This window comes from Mesorhizobium australicum WSM2073 (assembly GCF_000230995.2).
Lineage (GTDB): Bacteria > Pseudomonadota > Alphaproteobacteria > Rhizobiales > Rhizobiaceae > Mesorhizobium > Mesorhizobium australicum.
This window is the reverse complement of the sequence record NC_019973.1, coordinates 3,628,529-3,643,751: the sequence shown is the minus strand read 5'-3', so window position 1 is coordinate 3,643,751 and position 15,223 is coordinate 3,628,529. Positions and strand designations below refer to the sequence as shown.

The 15,223-nt window shown below is 63.4% G+C and carries 14 protein-coding genes and 1 tRNA gene; 7 read left to right on the top strand and 8 right to left on the bottom strand.

Annotated features, from left to right (window positions below):
* Nucleotides 1–4 precede the first annotated feature (4 nt).
* Nucleotides 5–391, bottom strand: coding sequence for a MerR family transcriptional regulator (locus tag MESAU_RS17475; RefSeq protein ID WP_006203215.1), 387 nt, complete (start codon nucleotides 389–391; stop codon nucleotides 5–7).
* Nucleotides 392–530: 139 nt separating this feature from the next.
* Entirely contained in the window at nucleotides 531–1,949 is a 1,419-nt protein-coding gene (gene mgtE / locus MESAU_RS17470) for a magnesium transporter (RefSeq protein ID WP_015317368.1), read from the bottom strand.
* Between the two features lie 488 nt (nucleotides 1,950–2,437).
* Here mgtE and MESAU_RS17465 point away from each other — a divergent pair, with 488 nt between their 5' ends.
* The 7 genes from MESAU_RS17465 to lipB all read left to right on the top strand — a co-directional run bounded on the left by MESAU_RS17465 (nucleotide 2,438) and on the right by lipB (nucleotide 8,574).
* Nucleotides 2,438–3,004 (top strand): LuxR C-terminal-related transcriptional regulator, encoded by a 567-nt coding sequence (locus tag MESAU_RS17465; protein WP_051041364.1) that lies wholly within the window; start codon nucleotides 2,438–2,440, stop codon nucleotides 3,002–3,004.
* A gap of 124 nt (nucleotides 3,005–3,128) precedes the next feature.
* A complete protein-coding gene (locus tag MESAU_RS17460) occupies nucleotides 3,129–4,319 on the top strand; it encodes an aminotransferase class V-fold PLP-dependent enzyme (protein ID WP_015317366.1) in 1,191 nt (396 codons plus the stop codon).
* An 11-nt stretch (nucleotides 4,320–4,330) separates the two neighbouring features.
* On the top strand, nucleotides 4,331–5,293 hold the full coding sequence (locus tag MESAU_RS17455; RefSeq protein ID WP_015317365.1) for an HpcH/HpaI aldolase/citrate lyase family protein: 963 nt from the start codon (nucleotides 4,331–4,333) through the stop codon (nucleotides 5,291–5,293).
* A gap of 21 nt (nucleotides 5,294–5,314) precedes the next feature.
* Complete coding sequence (locus tag MESAU_RS17450) at nucleotides 5,315–6,499, top strand: malate--CoA ligase subunit beta (protein ID WP_015317364.1); 1,185 nt, start codon at nucleotides 5,315–5,317, stop codon at nucleotides 6,497–6,499.
* Nucleotides 6,500–6,513: 14 nt separating this feature from the next.
* Nucleotides 6,514–7,413 (top strand): succinate--CoA ligase subunit alpha, encoded by a 900-nt coding sequence (sucD, locus tag MESAU_RS17445; protein ID WP_015317363.1) that lies wholly within the window; start codon nucleotides 6,514–6,516, stop codon nucleotides 7,411–7,413.
* A gap of 189 nt (nucleotides 7,414–7,602) precedes the next feature.
* Nucleotides 7,603–7,687 (top strand) — tRNA-Leu (locus MESAU_RS17440).
* A gap of 143 nt (nucleotides 7,688–7,830) precedes the next feature.
* Nucleotides 7,831–8,574 carry a lipoyl(octanoyl) transferase LipB gene (lipB, locus tag MESAU_RS17435; protein ID WP_015317362.1) on the top strand — a complete coding sequence of 248 codons (744 nt, stop codon included), beginning with the start codon at nucleotides 7,831–7,833 and terminating at the stop codon, nucleotides 8,572–8,574.
* 19 nt (nucleotides 8,575–8,593) lie between these two features.
* Here the strand turns inward: lipB and MESAU_RS17430 are convergent, their stop codons facing one another.
* The 6 genes from MESAU_RS17430 to mce all read right to left on the bottom strand — a co-directional run bounded on the left by MESAU_RS17430 (nucleotide 8,594) and on the right by mce (nucleotide 15,122).
* A complete protein-coding gene (locus tag MESAU_RS17430) occupies nucleotides 8,594–9,844 on the bottom strand; it encodes a Zn-dependent protease (protein WP_015317361.1) in 1,251 nt (416 codons plus the stop codon).
* Between the two features lie 648 nt (nucleotides 9,845–10,492).
* Nucleotides 10,493–11,221, bottom strand: coding sequence for an ABC transporter ATP-binding protein (locus tag MESAU_RS17425; protein ID WP_174361970.1), 729 nt, complete (start codon nucleotides 11,219–11,221; stop codon nucleotides 10,493–10,495).
* Entirely contained in the window at nucleotides 11,173–12,459 is a 1,287-nt protein-coding gene (locus MESAU_RS17420; protein ID WP_015317359.1) for a lipoprotein-releasing ABC transporter permease subunit, read from the bottom strand. Before MESAU_RS17420 ends, MESAU_RS17425 begins: the two co-directional genes overlap by 49 nt.
* Nucleotides 12,456–13,784: a proline--tRNA ligase gene (gene proS, locus MESAU_RS17415; RefSeq protein WP_015317358.1), complete on the bottom strand. Its 1,329-nt coding sequence runs from the start codon at nucleotides 13,782–13,784 to the stop codon at nucleotides 12,456–12,458. Before proS ends, MESAU_RS17420 begins: the two co-directional genes overlap by 4 nt.
* Before the next feature lie 652 nt (nucleotides 13,785–14,436).
* Complete coding sequence (locus MESAU_RS17410; RefSeq protein WP_015317356.1) at nucleotides 14,437–14,721, bottom strand: DUF1467 family protein; 285 nt, start codon at nucleotides 14,719–14,721, stop codon at nucleotides 14,437–14,439.
* Nucleotides 14,718–15,122, bottom strand: coding sequence for a methylmalonyl-CoA epimerase (gene mce / locus MESAU_RS17405; protein WP_015317355.1), 405 nt, complete (start codon nucleotides 15,120–15,122; stop codon nucleotides 14,718–14,720). The genes MESAU_RS17410 and mce overlap by 4 nt, the downstream gene beginning before the upstream one ends.
* Nucleotides 15,123–15,223 lie beyond the last annotated feature (101 nt).

Here is a 15,223-nt window from a genome sequence, read left to right as displayed (position 1 = left end):
AGGGCTACGTGTTAACGCCGAGCTCGACCAGCCGCTCGACGCAAGACTCCTCGGCCTGGTCGAGTTCGGCTAGTGTCTCCTCAAGGTCGCGACGTTTCTGCCTGAGGTCTTCGCGCTTTTCCTCGATGCGCTTGATCATCAGCTTGAGCTGCCCGACCTCGCCCGGCGGCTCCTTGTACATCTGGATGATCTCGCGGATCTCGTTGATCGAGAAGCCGAGGCGTTTTCCGCGCATGATCTGCCGGATGAGGTGGCGGTCGGAAGGGCGAAACAGGCGTGTGCGGCCGCGCCGCACCGGCTGCACCAATCCCTCGTCTTCATAGAAACGCAGTGTCCGCGTCGACACGTCGAATTCGCGGGTCAGCTCGGTGATCGAATAATATTCCCGCATTGTCACTCCCTGCCGGAATTCCAGGCGCTCGCCATGCGGCGTCGCCCTTCTGTCCCGAACTAAACCCTTGTCCGCCGGAATCGACGCGACACCCCGCACAAGCCTCGCATGGCATTTACGTAAAAGTCAATTGAGACCGTTACCGGACGCCGAACCACCAGCTCGCGAGGCCGAGGAAGGCAAAGAATCCAACGACGTCGGTGACCGTGGTGACGAAAACCGCCGAAGCGACCGCGGGATCCACCTTGAACCTGTCGAGCAGCAGCGGGATCAGGATGCCGGCAAGGGCCGCCACGAACATGTTGATGATCATAGCCGCCGCGATGATGCCGCCGAGATTAGGGTCGTGGAACCAACTTGCGGCGACGATGCCGATCAGCACGGCGAAGACGATGCCGTTGATGAAGCCGACGCCCATCTCGCGGCGGATGATGCGGCCGGCGTTGTAGATGTCGAGATCCCTGGTCGCCAGCGCCCGCACGGTGACGGTCATGGTCTGCGAACCGGCATTGCCGCCCATGCCGGCCACGATCGGCATCAGCACGGCGAGTGCCACGATCCGCTCGATCGTGTGGTCGAACAGGCCGATCACCGATGCCGCCAGGAATGCCGTCAGCAGATTGACGAGCAGCCAGGGAACGCGCGAGCGCGAGGTCGCCAGAATGCTGTCGGAGAGCTCTTCGTCACCGACGCCGCCCATGCGCAGCAGGTCTTCCTCCGCCTCCTGCTGGATGACGTCGACGACATCGTCGATGGTCAGCACGCCGACCAGCCGTTCGTTTTCGTCGACGACCGCGGCCGACAGAAGGTCGTATTGTTCGAATTCCCGCGCCGCCTCTTCCTGGTCCATGGTGGCGGGAATGGCGTGCCGCGTCTCATGCATGACCTCCCCCACCTTGACCGCGCGCTTGGCGCGCAGGATCTGGTCGAGATCGATGGCCCCCAACAACTTGAAGGTCGGATCGATGACGAAGATCTGGCTGAAGCGGTCCGGAAGGTTCTTGTCCTCGCGCATGTAGTCGATGGTCTGGCCGATGGTCCAGAAAGGCGGCACAGCGACGAACTCGGTCTGCATGCGCCGCCCGGCGGTCTCTTCCGGGTAGTCGAGCGAGCGCCGCAGCCTGATCCGCTCGGTGAACGGCAGCTGCGACAGGATCTCGTCCTGGTCTTCCGGCTCGAGGTCTTCGAGAATGTAGACCGCGTCGTCGGAATCGAGTGCCTGCACGGCCTGCGCGATCTGCGCATTGGGCAGATTGTCGACGATATCCATGCGGATCGCCTCGTCGACTTCGGTCAGCGCGGAAAAATCGAAGTCGGCGCCCAGCAGCTCGACCAACGCGCGCCGCTGCTCGGGATGCAGCGCCTCGATGAGGTCGCCAAGTTCCGACTGGTGCAGGTCGTCGACTTCGCGCTTGAGGGTCAGCGTATCGCGGTCGGCGATCGCCGCACCGATCTGGGCAAGGAAGGACGAAAGGACCGCGCCGTCCTCGCCATAGATGTCGGCGTGGGCGTCGTCAGCCGCCTTGGCGGAGGTCGTCTGCTTGTCCTGGCCTTCCACCAGCGTCTCCAGCCATCAGAATCCCGGAAAGGTTGCCAGTCAGGTCTAGACCATGATTCCGAAAAGTGGAAATCGGTTTTGGGTCCGACCACAAACAAGAAATTTGGAGCGGCGGCATGATTCGATTTCGCAGCCCGTCGCTCCAACGCACGGGAATTCAGCCGAAAATCCCGCTTGCGCAAAGGCGTCGTTTTCCACCGACGCGACATTGTCCGGCGTGCGCAACCTGGTCGATTCCGTCAAAAGCGGGTGTGCTTGTGGCCCGGCCACGCGACAGCGCATGTCGCTGGGGAAAGAGCACCCGTGCGCGATTGGGGCAGAATTGTCATGATGCAGGTCCAGGCATCGGCTGGACCCCCAAGCCGCAACAAAAAAGCCGGAAGCCCTTGAAGATCAGGTCGCGGACAGAAAACAAGGCAATCGACGAGCGGCGCGTTCGCGTGGTCGTGGCCGAACGCAATCCGCTCGTCATATCGGCTCTGCGCGAAATGCTGGACTGCGACGGGCGCTTCGAGCTTTTGGCCTCCGTACAAAGCGGCAGGCATTTCCTGGAGCTGGCAGCGGTCCAGGAGTTCGATGTCGCCGTGATCGGCTGGAAGCTGTCCGACATGGACGGCGCTGATGTCCTGGCCGAGGTCCAGGCCCGCAAGCTCGACGTTCGCATCGCGGTCTTTTCAAACGACCATGACATCGGCATCCTGAAACAGTGCGTGCGCCTGGGGGCCCAGGGCTACTGCTTCCAGTTCGACGATCCCGCCATCATCTTCGACACGATCCTGGCTGTCGCGCACGGCCGCATCTGCATCCCCTATATCGACATCAACAAGGTCAACGATACGCCTCTATCCCGGCTTACCGTGCGCGAGCGTGAACTGCTGGCGGTATTGTCCGACGGCTGGACCAATTTGCAGATCGCCACCCGGACCGGCATCTCCGAAAATACCGTGAAGTACCATCTCAAGAATCTGTACGACAAGCTGGACGTCCGCAACCGCGCCATGGCGGTCGCGCTCTATTCACGAGAGAGGCGTAGCCAAAGGCAGCCTTTCGGGTAGGGCGACCGGGTAGGCCATACCCACCCGCATGCGGTGAGATCTTACCCGCCAAGGTGTTGTTGGCATCGGCCGTCGAAACGAAACTCCCCACCACCGCTTTGCTGGATCAGGAGGAGTTCGCATCATGGCCGGTTTCACCCATCTTTTCATTCCCGGGCCGACCAACATCCCCGAGCAGGTACGCCAAGCGATGAACCTGCCGATGGAGGACATGCGCGCGGCCACCTTCCCCGACCTCACCCTGCCGCTGTTCGAGGACATCAAACGGATCTTCAAGAACGAGACCGGCCGCGTCTTCATCTACCCGTCCTCGGGCACCGGAGCCTGGGAAGCGGCGATGACCAATGTGCTCAGCCCAGGCGACCGCGTTTTGATGTCGCGTTTCGGCCAGTTCTCGCATCTGTGGGTCGACATGGCCGAACGGCTCGGTTTCGAGGTCGACGTCATCGACTGCGAATGGGGAACCGGCGTTCCGCTGGAACTCTATGCGGAGCGGCTGAAGGCGGACAAGACGCACCGCATCAAGGCGATCTTCTGCACCCAGAACGAGACGGCGACAGGCGTTACCAGCGACGTCGCCGGCTGCCGCGCCGCGCTCGACGATGCGAACCACCCTGCCCTTCTTTTCGTCGACGGCGTCTCGTCAATCGGCTCGATCGACTTTCGCCAGGAAGAATGGGGCGTCGACTGCGCCGTCAGCGGCTCGCAGAAAGGCTTCATGCTGCCGGCCGGCCTTGGCTTCCTGTCGGTGAGCAGGAAGGCGCTCGTCGCTTCGAGAACCGCCACCCACCGGCGCTGCTTCTTCTCCTTCGAGGACATGATCCGCGCCAACGATGCCGGCTATTTCCCCTACACGCCGGCGACACAATTGCTGCGCGGCCTGCGCGCCTCGCTCGACCTGATCGCCGAGGAAGGGCTGGAGACCATCTTCTCCCGGCACCATCGCCTCGCCGAAGGCGTGCGCAAGGCGGCCGACGCGTGGGGCCTGAAACTCTGCGCCAGGGCGCCAAAATGGCATTCGGACACGGTCAGCGCCATTCTCGTGCCGGATGGCATCGATAGCGGCGACGTCGTCAAGCGCGCCTACCAGGCTTACCAGACATCGCTGGGCGGCGGCCTCAACAAGGTGTTCGGCAAGGTTTTCCGCATTGGCCATCTCGGCTGGCTGAACGAGGTGATGGTGCTGGCCTCGCTTTCGGCGGCGGAAATGGCGCTGCTCGATTGTGGGGTCCGGCTGGCACCGGGCTCCGGCGTCGGCGCCGCCATCCAGCATTTCCGCGCCTCGGCCGCGGTGCCGGTCGCCGAAGCCGCCTGAGGGAGTTGACGATGAGCCACACCATTAACCACCTCAAGAAACTCAGGCTGCAGCGCAGCGAGCTGGCGGTTCCAGGCTCCAGCCCGGAGATGATCGACAAGGCGGCCAACAGCGCCGCCGACTTCGTCTTCCTCGACATTGAGGACGCCGTCGCGCCGCCCGACAAGGAACGCGCACGCAAGAACATCATCCAGGCGCTGAACGACATCGACTGGCGCGCCAAGGGCAAGACCGTCTCGGTGCGCATCAACGGGCTGGACACGCACTACATGTACCGCGACGTTGTCGACGTCATGGAGCAGGCCGGCGACCGGCTGGACACCATACTGGTGCCGAAGGTCGGCGTTCCGGCCGACCTCTACATGGTCGAGGCCATGGTCAACCAGATCGAGATGGCCAAGGGCTTCAAGACCCGTGTCGGCCTGGAAGCCCTGATCGAGACCGCGCTCGGCATGGCCAATGTCGAGGCTATCGCCGCCACCCCTGGACGGCTGGAAGCCATGCATTTCGGCGTTGCCGACTATGCGGCAAGCTGCAAGGCGCGGACCGTCAATATTGGCGGCCTCAATCCCGACTATCCCGGCGACCAGTGGCATTTCGCCCTGTCGCGGATGACCGTCGCCTGCCGCGCCTACGGCCTGCGCGCCATCGACGGACCGTTCGGCGATTTCTCCGACCCGGAAGGCTACAAGGCGGCCGCCAGACGCGCCGCCGCGCTCGGCATCGAAGGCAAATGGGCGATCCATCCCTCGCAGATTGCCTTGGCCAACGACGTCTTCTCGCCGCCGGAGAAGGAAGTCACGCGCGCCCGCCGCATCCTCGAAGTGCTGAAAGAGGCGGAGGCGCAGGGCAAGGGTGCCGCCGCACTCGACGGCAAGATGATCGACGCCGCGTCGGAACGCATGGCGCGCAACGTTCTGGTGGTCAACGACGCCATCGAACGCGCCGGCCAACAGCACGTCGCGGCACTTTGACGATTTGGGGAGGAGAAAAGAATGGACATCCACGAATACCAAGCCAAGGAACTGCTCGCCCGGCATGGGATCCATGTGCCGCGTGGCGGCCTGGCCTACAGCCCCGAACAGGCGACCTACCGGGCGCGCGAGATCGGCGGCGGCAAATGGGTGCTGAAGGCGCAGGTTCATTCCGGCGCGCGCGGCAAGGCCGGCGGCATCAAGCTCTGCGCCAATGATGAGGAAATTTCCAGCGCCGCCGAAGCCATGCTCGGGCGCAAGCTGGTGACCCACCAGACCGGCCCGCGTGGCAAGCTGATCTCGCGCCTCTATCTGGAGGAAGCCGTCGACATCGCGCAGGAACTCTATCTCGGCTTCGTGCTCGACCGCAAGGAAGAGCGCGTCATGATCGTGGCCTCGGCCGCCGGCGGCATGGAGATCGAGGAGATAGCCGAGAAGGCACCCGATTCGATCATCCGCGCCACCGTCGATCCTGGCGTCGGCATGCAGCGCTTCCAGGCGCGCGAGATCGCCTTCGGGCTCGGGCTGGAGGACAGTCTGATCGGCAAGGCGACCGAGACCATCTTCAGCTGCTACCAGGTGTTCCGCGACTACGACGCCTCGATGCTGGAGATCAATCCGCTGGTGGTGACCCGTGACGGCAGCCTGGTGGCGCTCGACGCCAAGATGTCGTTCGATGAGAACGCGCTGTTCCGGCGGCCCGAAATCTCCGAATTGCGCGACAAGAGCCAGGAAGACCCGCGCGAAACCTTCGCCAGCGATCGCGGCCTCTCCTATGTCGGCCTCGACGGCAATATTGGCTGCATCATCAATGGCGCCGGGCTCGCCATGGCGACGATGGACATGATCAAGATCGCAGGCGGCGAGCCGGCCAACTTCCTCGACATCGGCGGCGGCGCTTCGCCCGAGCGGGTCGCGAAATCCTTCCGCGCCGTGCTCGGCGACAAGAATGTCGAGACCATCCTGGTCAACATCTTTGCCGGCATCAACCGTTGCGACTGGGTCGCCGAGGGCGTCATCAAGGCCATCCGCGAGGTCGGCGTCAACGTGCCGCTGGTGGTGCGGCTGTCCGGCACCAGGGCCGAGGAAGGGCGCAAGATCCTGGCCGATTCCGGCGAGGCGGTGATCGTCGCCGACACGCTCGCCGAAGCCGCCGAAAAAGCCGTCGCCGCCTGGCGCGTGGCCACCAACAAAAAAGCAGCCTGAGGGAGGACGGAAAAATGGCAATCCTGCTCAACCGCAGCACACGCGTCATCGTGCAAGGTTTCACCGGCAAGATCGGCAGCTTCCATGCCGAGGACATGAAGCGCTACGGCACCAAGCTCGTCGGCGGCGTCACGCCCGGCAAGGGCGGCCAGACGCATCTCGGCCTGCCCGTCTTCAACACGGTCAAGGGCGCGGTGCGCGAGACCCGTGCCGAAGCCAGCATCGTCTTCGTGCCGCCGCCCTTTGCAGCCGATTCGATCATGGAAGCGGCGGATGCGGGGATAAAGCTCTGCGTCTGCATCACCGACGGCATCCCGTCGCAGGACATGATGCAGGTCAAGCGCTACATGCGCCGCTACCGCTTCGAGGACCGCATGCGGCTGGTCGGGCCGAATTGCGCCGGCATCATCACGCCGGGACAGGCGCTGATGGGCATCATGCCCGGCTCGATCTACCTGCCCGGCCGCATCGGCATCGTCGGCCGCTCGGGAACGCTGGGCTATGAAGCCGCCTCGCAGATGAAGGCGCTCGGCATCGGCGTGTCGACCAGCGTCGGCATTGGCGGCGATCCGATCAACGGCTCCTCGTTCAAGGACGTTCTGAAGCTGTTCGAGCAGGACGACGAGACCGACGCCGTGGTCATGATCGGCGAGATCGGCGGACCGCAGGAAGCCGAAGCCGCGATCTGGGCGCGCGACAATATGAGGAAGCCGCTGATCGCCTACATTGCAGGGCTTTCCGCCCCCAAAGGACGCCGCATGGGCCATGCCGGCGCCATCATCTCGGCCTTCGGCGAGTCCGCGCAGGAAAAGGTCGAGATCCTGAAAGAGGCCGGCGTCATCATCGTGCCGACGCCCTCATCGTTTGGCGAGGTTGTGGCAGATACGCTGGCGCGGAGGAAGCAGGCGGCGTAGCCGCAGGTTCGGGCGAAAGACGGACGCGGCGACGCAGTCTCCAAGACGCGCCGCCGCCTTCGTTTCCGGGCGCGCAAAGCGATTGATCCGTTATAGCCATTCCCAGCGATTAAATACTCGTGGCGCACTTGTTTCGCTGGAAACGATTTGCTACACGCCGCGAGCCGGTCGGTTCCGGCTCTACCACGTGCGGTCGTGGCGGAATTGGTAGACGCGCAGCGTTGAGGTCGCTGTGGGGCAACCCGTGGAAGTTCGAGTCTTCTCGACCGCACCAAATCATCCTGACGACACAGCTGCGAATTGAACCAGCAAGCACTCATTGTCTTGCCGGCGCGTCGGATGCTCGGCGCCCAAGCGCACGGCGAACTGGACGTTTCCGCCTGATATCGCCATATGGAAGGCGACAAGAGAGACGCCATGCCAGAACGCAGCCAGATTGCCACGTCGTTCCTGCCCTTGCCCGGTTCGGCCCCGGTGGAATGGCTGGTCGAGCCGGGCCTTGTCGCCTATCCCGATGCGCTTGCGTTCATGGAGACGCGCGCCGAGGCGATCCGCGGCGGGGCTGCCGGCGAAATGGTCTGGCTGGTCGAACATCCGCCGCTCTACACCGCCGGCACCAGCGCCCGCATCGAGGACCTGATCGAACCCGATCGCTTTCCGGTCTTTGCGGCCGGACGCGGCGGCGAATACACTTATCATGGGCCAGGCCAGCGGGTCGCCTATGTCATGCTCGACCTGAAGCGCCGGCGCGAGGACGTGCGCGCCTTCGTCGCGGCGCTCGAACAGTGGATCATCGGCACGCTCGCCGCCTTCAACGTGCGCGGCGAACGCCGCGAGGACCGGGTTGGTGTCTGGGTGGTACGGCCAGATCGCCCTGCTTTGCCCGACGGCTCACCTGCCGAGGACAAGATCGCGGCAATCGGCATAAGGCTGCGGCGCTGGGTGACCTTCCATGGCATTGCCATCAATGTCGAGCCGGACCTTTCCCATTTCGGCGGCATCGTGCCCTGCGGCGTCCAGGATCACGGCGTCACTAGCCTCGTCGACCTCGGCCTGCCCCTCGGCATGGCCGATCTGGATCTGGCGCTGAAATCAGCCTTCGAGGATGTTTTTGGTCCCGTGACGGCTTTGCCGGCCGAGGCTGCCCGCAAGACGGGTTGATCCTTTCGGCCCAACCAGCTCAGAGCAACTGCCCTGACGCCCACAGCACGCCGCAGCCGTGGATGGCGAACACCGCCAGCAAGGCCCCGGCGATGACCAAACGGTCGACAGTGCCGATCGGCTCCAGTTCGTGACGTGGCTTCACCCCGCTGCCGACGGTGAGCAGGCTGAGAATCGAAAAGACCGCACCGGCCGCGAGCAGGAAGCCAAGGGAAAAACCGGCCCGCCAGCCAAGCGCCAGAAAGGCCGAAAGCAGCGAGAAGGACGCCAGCGCCAGGACGACCGGCCCCGGGCAGATCTGGCGCAGCACCTGGCCGCCGTCGAACTTCCACACCGGCACCAGATTGGCGATGTTGAACAGGGCAGCGCAGCCTGCGAGTGCGGCGAGTAGCGCGGCAGCCGCCTTGTGACCCTCGCCGCCGGCAAGAACGCTGGCGGCGATGACGATCGGCACCAGGAAGGCGGAAAACCCCGCCCCCATCAACGCCACGAAGGCCACTTCGAAACGGCTGTTATAGGGCCGGCCGCCAATGGCGATGCCGCCAAGCAGCGGGATGAAGATCATCCGCGCCCTGCGATGGCCCGTCAGCCGGAACGCCGCCATGTGGCCGAGTTCGTGCAGCGCCACCACCGACGTCAGGATCGCGGCCAGCGCCAGCCCGCCGAGGTGAAGGCCGAAGAACGGCCACAGCATCAATGCCGACAACACGGCAAAGCCGACCTGGCTCAGCGGATGCTCGAACCAGCCACCCTTGCGATACTGCCCGGTCCTTGCCCAACGCTGCAGCTTGGAGAGCTCGCGGCGCATGGCGAAATAGCGAAACACCAGGAAAGCCACGCCGCGGTAGCGGTCGGTCCGGCTGAGCGTCACGCGCGTGCCGCTTCCCTCCGAAACCAGTTCGGCGGTCTCGCCATAGTCCTTCCAGAACGAGCTATCGAGCGCGGTGTCCTCGATCACCCGCATCGAGAAGCGGCTGCCCTCGACGACATCTTCAAACTGCGCCCTGCGCTCTATCGGCTTGCCATCGCGGCCTTCCCAAGAGAGCGTGACGCGGGCGACGCCCTCTTCGTCCAGCGGCTGCGCCGACAGGATCTCGCCGGACCAGCCGGCATCGCTGCCGAGCGGCCACAGCGCCTGCCACAGGCGCTGCCGGTCCATCGCCACGATGCGGCTCGACCTGACCGTGCGCAAACCAAGCGGCACGGTCATCAGGAGAAAGATCAGCCCGAGATTGCTGGCCACGAGAATGGCCGTGACGATGGGCGACACCTGGACGTTGCTCCCTGCCTTGGAGACGCACCCTAACTTTGCTGCGGCAAGAAAAGCTTAACGGCGGGGCGGCATTGGCCTTCGAGAAACAGCGACGGCCGACGCCGCCAAATCACATGGCTCCGATCCAGATCGCCATGGAGACAAGAAACGCGCTCATGCAAACCAGCGAGACGACATCCTGAACCAAATCGGTCATAACTCTCTCCTGTTGTGGATATGTTTCTAATTTGTTCTAATTTTGTTCCATTGTCAACCGCTGGGAGGTATGGCCATGGGCGGGGAACTGTGCACGGTTAGCGAAACGTTAATTGGTCGCTAAGAGAGGGAGTTGGAAGCTTGCCAGGGTAGGCTTCAGCCCGGGAAGAACAAATTAGCGAGCGCTTGTATTAAATTTTGGCTGAGCCGAAAATGCCTGGGCCTGAGGCATTGCTGAGCGATCGACATGGGGAGATACGGAGGCGCAAATCAAGGTGAACGCTGGCGAAAGCGTATGCGACAAGGTCGCCGGCGGCGCCTCTCTCGCAATCTCGTAATTTGGTTGGCCATCCTGGCGACGAGCGCGATATCGTCCACTCTGATCGCAATGAGCGCTCACTGGCGGTTCTAAGCTACCCCCGCGCGGTACACGTCGGGTGAGAATCGTCCTTAGAGCGGCACCACCTTGCCGTCGGCCAACGTGACGCGCCGGTCCATGCGCGATGCAAGCTCGTGATTGTGGGTGGCGATCAGCGCCGCGAGGCCCGATTGCCGCACCAGTGCCTCCAGCGCCTCGAACACGTAGGAGGCTGTGACCGGGTCGAGGTTGCCGGTGGGCTCGTCGGCGAGCAGCACCAGCGGCGCATTAGCGACCGCACGCGCGATGGCGACGCGCTGCTGCTCGCCGCCGGACAGCTCGGATGGCCGGTGCGACGCCCGCTTGCCGATCTGCATGTAGTCGAGCAGTTGCGCCGCGCGCTCGGACGCCTCCTTGCGCGGCAGGCCCTTGATGAGCTGCGGCATCATGATGTTTTCCAGCGCGGAGAACTCCGGCAGCAAATGATGGAACTGATAGACGAAGCCGACATCGTTGCGGCGGATCGAGGTGCGCTCGTCGTCGGACAGCCGGCCACAGGCGCGTCCGGACAGGATCACGTCGCCGGCATCCGGCCGCTCCAACAGCCCGGCCGTATGCAGCAGCGTCGATTTGCCGGTGCCCGACGGGGCCACCAGCGCCACCATTTCACCGCGCCGCAGCGCGAAATCGGCGCCGTTCAGGATGGTGAGCTTGCGCGGCCCCTGGACGTAGTGCCGTTCGACGCTCTTCAGCTCGATAATGACTTCGGCCACTACTCGTACCTCAAGGCTTCGACCGGATCGAGGCGGGCCGCCCGCCATGCCGGAAACACCGTAGCCAGGAAGGACAGCGCAAGCGCCATGATGATGACATAGGTCGTCTCGCGCGGATCCATCTTGGCCGGCAACTGGCTGAGGAAATAGAGCTCGGGGTTGAACAGCACCTTGCCGGTCATCCAGGAGAAGAACTGGCGGATCGATTCGATATTGGTGCAGATCACGACGCCGAGCAGCACGCCGGCGAGCGTGCCCGTCACGCCGATCGCCGCCCCAGTCATCAGGAAGATGCGCAGGATGGCGCCGCGCGAGGCGCCCATGGTGCGCAGGATGGCGATGTCATGCCCCTTGTCCTTCACCAGCATGATCAGTCCGGAAATGATGTTGAGCGCCGCCACCAGCACGATCAGCGTCAGGATCATGAACATGACGTTGCGTTCGACCTGCAGAGCCGAAAAGAAGGTCTCGTTGCGCTGGCGCCAGTCGACCATGTCGATCGGCCGCTGCGCCGCCGCTTCCACCTTGGGTTTCAGCGCGTCGACATCGTCGGGATTGTCGACATAAATCTCGATCGTCTGCGCCCGGCCGTCCATGTTGAAGTAGAGCTGCGCTTCGGAGAACGGCATGTAGACGATCGACGTGTCATATTCAGACATGCCGACCTCGAAGATCGCCGCGATCTTGTAGCCCTTCATGCGCGGTGTGGTGCCGAGCGGCGTCACATCCCCGTCCGGCGAGATCAAGGTAATGGTATCGCCGAGCGTCAGGCCGAGATTCTCGGCCATGCGCTTGCCGATGGCGACACCCTCGCCGGTATCGAAATCGGCGAGCGTGCCTTGCTTGATGTTGCTGGCCACGATGGCGATCTTGCCGAGATCTTCACCCCGGATGCCGCGCACCAGCGCGCCGGTGCCGCCGCCGACATTGCCTTGCGCGAGCACCTGGCCGTCGATCAGCGGGATGGCGTATTTGACCCCGGGTACGCCGTTGATGCGGCTGGCGACCTGGGCATAGTCCTCAAGCGGTGAATCGAGCGGCTGCACGATCAGATGGCCGTTGACGCCAAGGATGCGCGTCAAAAGCTCGGCGCGGAAGCCGTTCATCACCGCCATGACCACGATCAGCGTGGCGACGCCCAGCATGATGCCGAGAAAAGAGATCGAGGCGATCACCGAGATCACCGTCTCCTTGCGCCGCGAACGCAAATAGCGCCAGGCGACCGTGCGCTCGAAGATGGAAAAAGGGCCGGCGCCCGCCGATCGCGCTGCCGCCGCCTCGCTCATGCGGCGGCACCGAAGTGTTTGGCCGCGTCGGCGATCGGCAGCGTCACGCGCTCGCCGGTCTTGCGATTCTTGATCTCGACCTCGCCGGCGGCGACACCGCGCGGCCCGACGATCACTTGCCAGGGCAGGCCGATCAGGTCGGCGGTGGCGAATTTGCCGCCCGGCCGCTGGTCGGTATCGTCATAGAGCACATCCTTGCCGGCGGCGGTGAAGGCGGCGTTGAGCTCGTCGCAGACGCGATCGCAGTCGGCATCGCCCGCCTTCATGTTGATCAGGCCGATATCGAAGGGCGCCACCGCTTCCGGCCAGATGATGCCGTTCTCGTCATGGCTGGCCTCGATGATCGCCGCGACCAGTCGCGACGGGCCGATACCATAGGAGCCGCCCGACGCGAAATGATCCTTGCCGTCGGGCCCCGTCACCTTGGCCCCCATCGGCTTGGAATATTTCTCGCCGAAGTGGAAGATATGGCCGACCTCGATGCCACGCGCCGAGACCCGGTCGCCTGTCGGAACCTTCTCCCAGGCCGCCTCGTCATGCATCTCGTCGGTGGCGGCGTAAGGCGTCGTCCACGTCTTGACGATATCTGCTATCTCGCCGTCATTGGCGAAGTCGGTGTTCGCGCCGGGCACCGCAAGCGACAGGTAATCGCGATGGCAGAAGACCTGGCTTTCACCAGTGTCGGCCAGGATGATGAACTCGTGGCTGAGATCGCCGCCGATCGGACCGGTGTCGGCCCGCATCGGAATGGCCTGCAGGCCCATGCGCGTGAAGGTCCTGAGATAGGACACGAACATCCGGTTGTAGGCGGCTCTCGCGCCTTCGAAGTCGAGATCGAAGGAATAAGCGTCCTTCATCAGGAATTCGCGCGAACGCATCACGCCGAAGCGCGGCCGCACCTCGTCACGGAACTTCCACTGTATGTGGTAGAGGTTGAGCGGCAGGTCCTTGTAGGATTTGACGTAAGCGCGAAAAATCTCGGTGACCATTTCCTCGTTGGTCGGACCGTAGAGCATGTCGCGGTCCTGCCGGTCCTTGATGCGCAGCATCTCCTTGCCGTAGTCGTTGTAACGGCCGCTCTCGCGCCACAGATCGGCCGACTGGATGGTCGGCATCAGGATCTCCAGCGCACCGGCGCGGTTCTGCTCCTCGCGGATGATCTTGCAGACCTTGTCCAGCACCCGTTTGCCCAGCGGCAGCCAGGAAAAACTGCCTTGTCCCTGCTGGCGGATCATGCCGGCGCGCAGCATCAGCCGATGCGAGACGATTTCGGCCTCGCGCGGATTTTCTTTGAGGATAGGCAGGAAATAGCGCGACAAACGCATGGACAGGTCCGTGAATGAGAATGGCCACGCCAGAATCGGCGCGGCGCAGGCTTGCTTGCCCCGGCTTCATAGCGATTTCATGACCGAATGGAAACCCGGCCATCCCACCACGTAGGCCCCTTCCGAGCCCGAATCCCTCGCTTCCGGATCGACCCGCGCCGACAATGGAACGCACCGAACCTCTTCGGGTTTGGCCGTCAATTCTTTGCGCGCGTCAATTGCGAACATGCCGCAAAGGCTCTGTCGAGCCTGACTGGACGTTTCAAAAGCAAAGCCTGCCGCACTATTGTGCAGTGCAGCACGAGATTGCCCGTTTCAAGGCAAAATTCTTCGTGACATTTTCATTTCCGTTGGGCTAATGTGCCCCGATAACCGAGAGGGCAGAAAAAAATCTGCTCTCCTACGCGGTCAAAGTCTTGGGAGGATGCGATCTAGGCGCGGTTATTCGCTGCCGCCGGATACCGGAAACAGATCGGACGCGTTTAATTGCAAGGCCTTGTGCCTTGCATTTTTTTTGTGCAATCATCTGGTTAGCGCTGCGAATTGGCAGGCTACATGACCTTGCGTCAGCAGCCAGTAGCCGCCGTACAGGGCGGCATCTCAATCCCATCCGCAGCGCTCCGACCTTATCGGAGCACCCTTGCCGCCACGTCTATTTCCCTGGGGTCGGACTGAGTTCCGGCACGATGTGCGGGATGTCGTTGAGGCTGTATCCTAACCCGTGCGTCAGGCCGTAGAAAATGCCCATCAGGACCGCCGTTGCGATGGTGGTGCGGATCACGGCACGCAGCATATGCGGCCCGCGCGGCGCGCTCGGCACGGTGCCCAGCGTCACGTCGTGATCGTCGTCCTGCGTTCTGACGCTGAACGGCAGGACGGCAAACAGCACCACCCACCAGGTCGCGAAAAACAGCGCGGTGAACGAGACCCAGCTCATGATTGCTCCAGTTCGATCAGCGTGCCGAAGAAATCCTTCGGATGCAGGAACAACACCGGCTTGCCGTGCGCGCCTGGTTTGGGATTGCCGTCACCAAGCACCCGGGCGCCGGCGGCCTTGAGCTGGTCGCGCGCGGCCAGGATGTCGTCGACCTCGTAGCAGAGATGATGCATGCCGCCCGACGGGTTCTTCTCGAGGAATGCCGCGATTGGCGAGCCCTCGCCAAGCGGCTCCAGCAACTCGACCTTGGTGTTGCCGACATCGACGAACACCACGGTGACGCCATGCTCCGGCAACGCCTGCGGCTCGGTCACTTCGGCGCCGAGCGTGTTGCGGTAAGCTGCAACGGCGGCGGTCAAATCCGGCACCGCAAGCGCGACATGGTTCAGCCGTCCGAGCATGTCCGAGCTTTTTCTCCCAGGTCCAACGACTGGCGTCATACGTCAAATCAGCCGAGATCAACAGCCTTTCGCGAGGAGCGCACTGTCGCACCTGTTGCGAC

Coding starts and splice junctions, on each gene's coding strand:
- MESAU_RS17465 (WP_051041364.1), top strand. CDS start 2,438: ATGCTGGACTGCGACGGGCGCTTCGAGCTTTTGGCCTCCGTACAAAGC.
- MESAU_RS17420 (WP_015317359.1), bottom strand. CDS start 12,459: ATGAGCGAGGCGGCGGCAGCGCGATCGGCGGGCGCCGGCCCTTTTTCC.
- proS (WP_015317358.1), bottom strand. CDS start 13,784: ATGCGTTTGTCGCGCTATTTCCTGCCTATCCTCAAAGAAAATCCGCGC.
- MESAU_RS17455 (WP_015317365.1), top strand. CDS start 4,331: ATGAGCCACACCATTAACCACCTCAAGAAACTCAGGCTGCAGCGCAGC.
- MESAU_RS17450 (WP_015317364.1), top strand. CDS start 5,315: ATGGACATCCACGAATACCAAGCCAAGGAACTGCTCGCCCGGCATGGG.
- mce (WP_015317355.1), bottom strand. CDS start 15,122: ATGCTCGGACGGCTGAACCATGTCGCGCTTGCGGTGCCGGATTTGACC.
- MESAU_RS17460 (WP_015317366.1), top strand. CDS start 3,129: ATGGCCGGTTTCACCCATCTTTTCATTCCCGGGCCGACCAACATCCCC.
- MESAU_RS17410 (WP_015317356.1), bottom strand. CDS start 14,721: ATGAGCTGGGTCTCGTTCACCGCGCTGTTTTTCGCGACCTGGTGGGTG.
- lipB (WP_015317362.1), top strand. CDS start 7,831: ATGCCAGAACGCAGCCAGATTGCCACGTCGTTCCTGCCCTTGCCCGGT.
- MESAU_RS17425 (WP_174361970.1), bottom strand. CDS start 11,221: ATGGCGGGCGGCCCGCCTCGATCCGGTCGAAGCCTTGAGGTACGAGTA.
- MESAU_RS17475 (WP_006203215.1), bottom strand. CDS start 391: ATGCGGGAATATTATTCGATCACCGAGCTGACCCGCGAATTCGACGTG.
- sucD (WP_015317363.1), top strand. CDS start 6,514: ATGGCAATCCTGCTCAACCGCAGCACACGCGTCATCGTGCAAGGTTTC.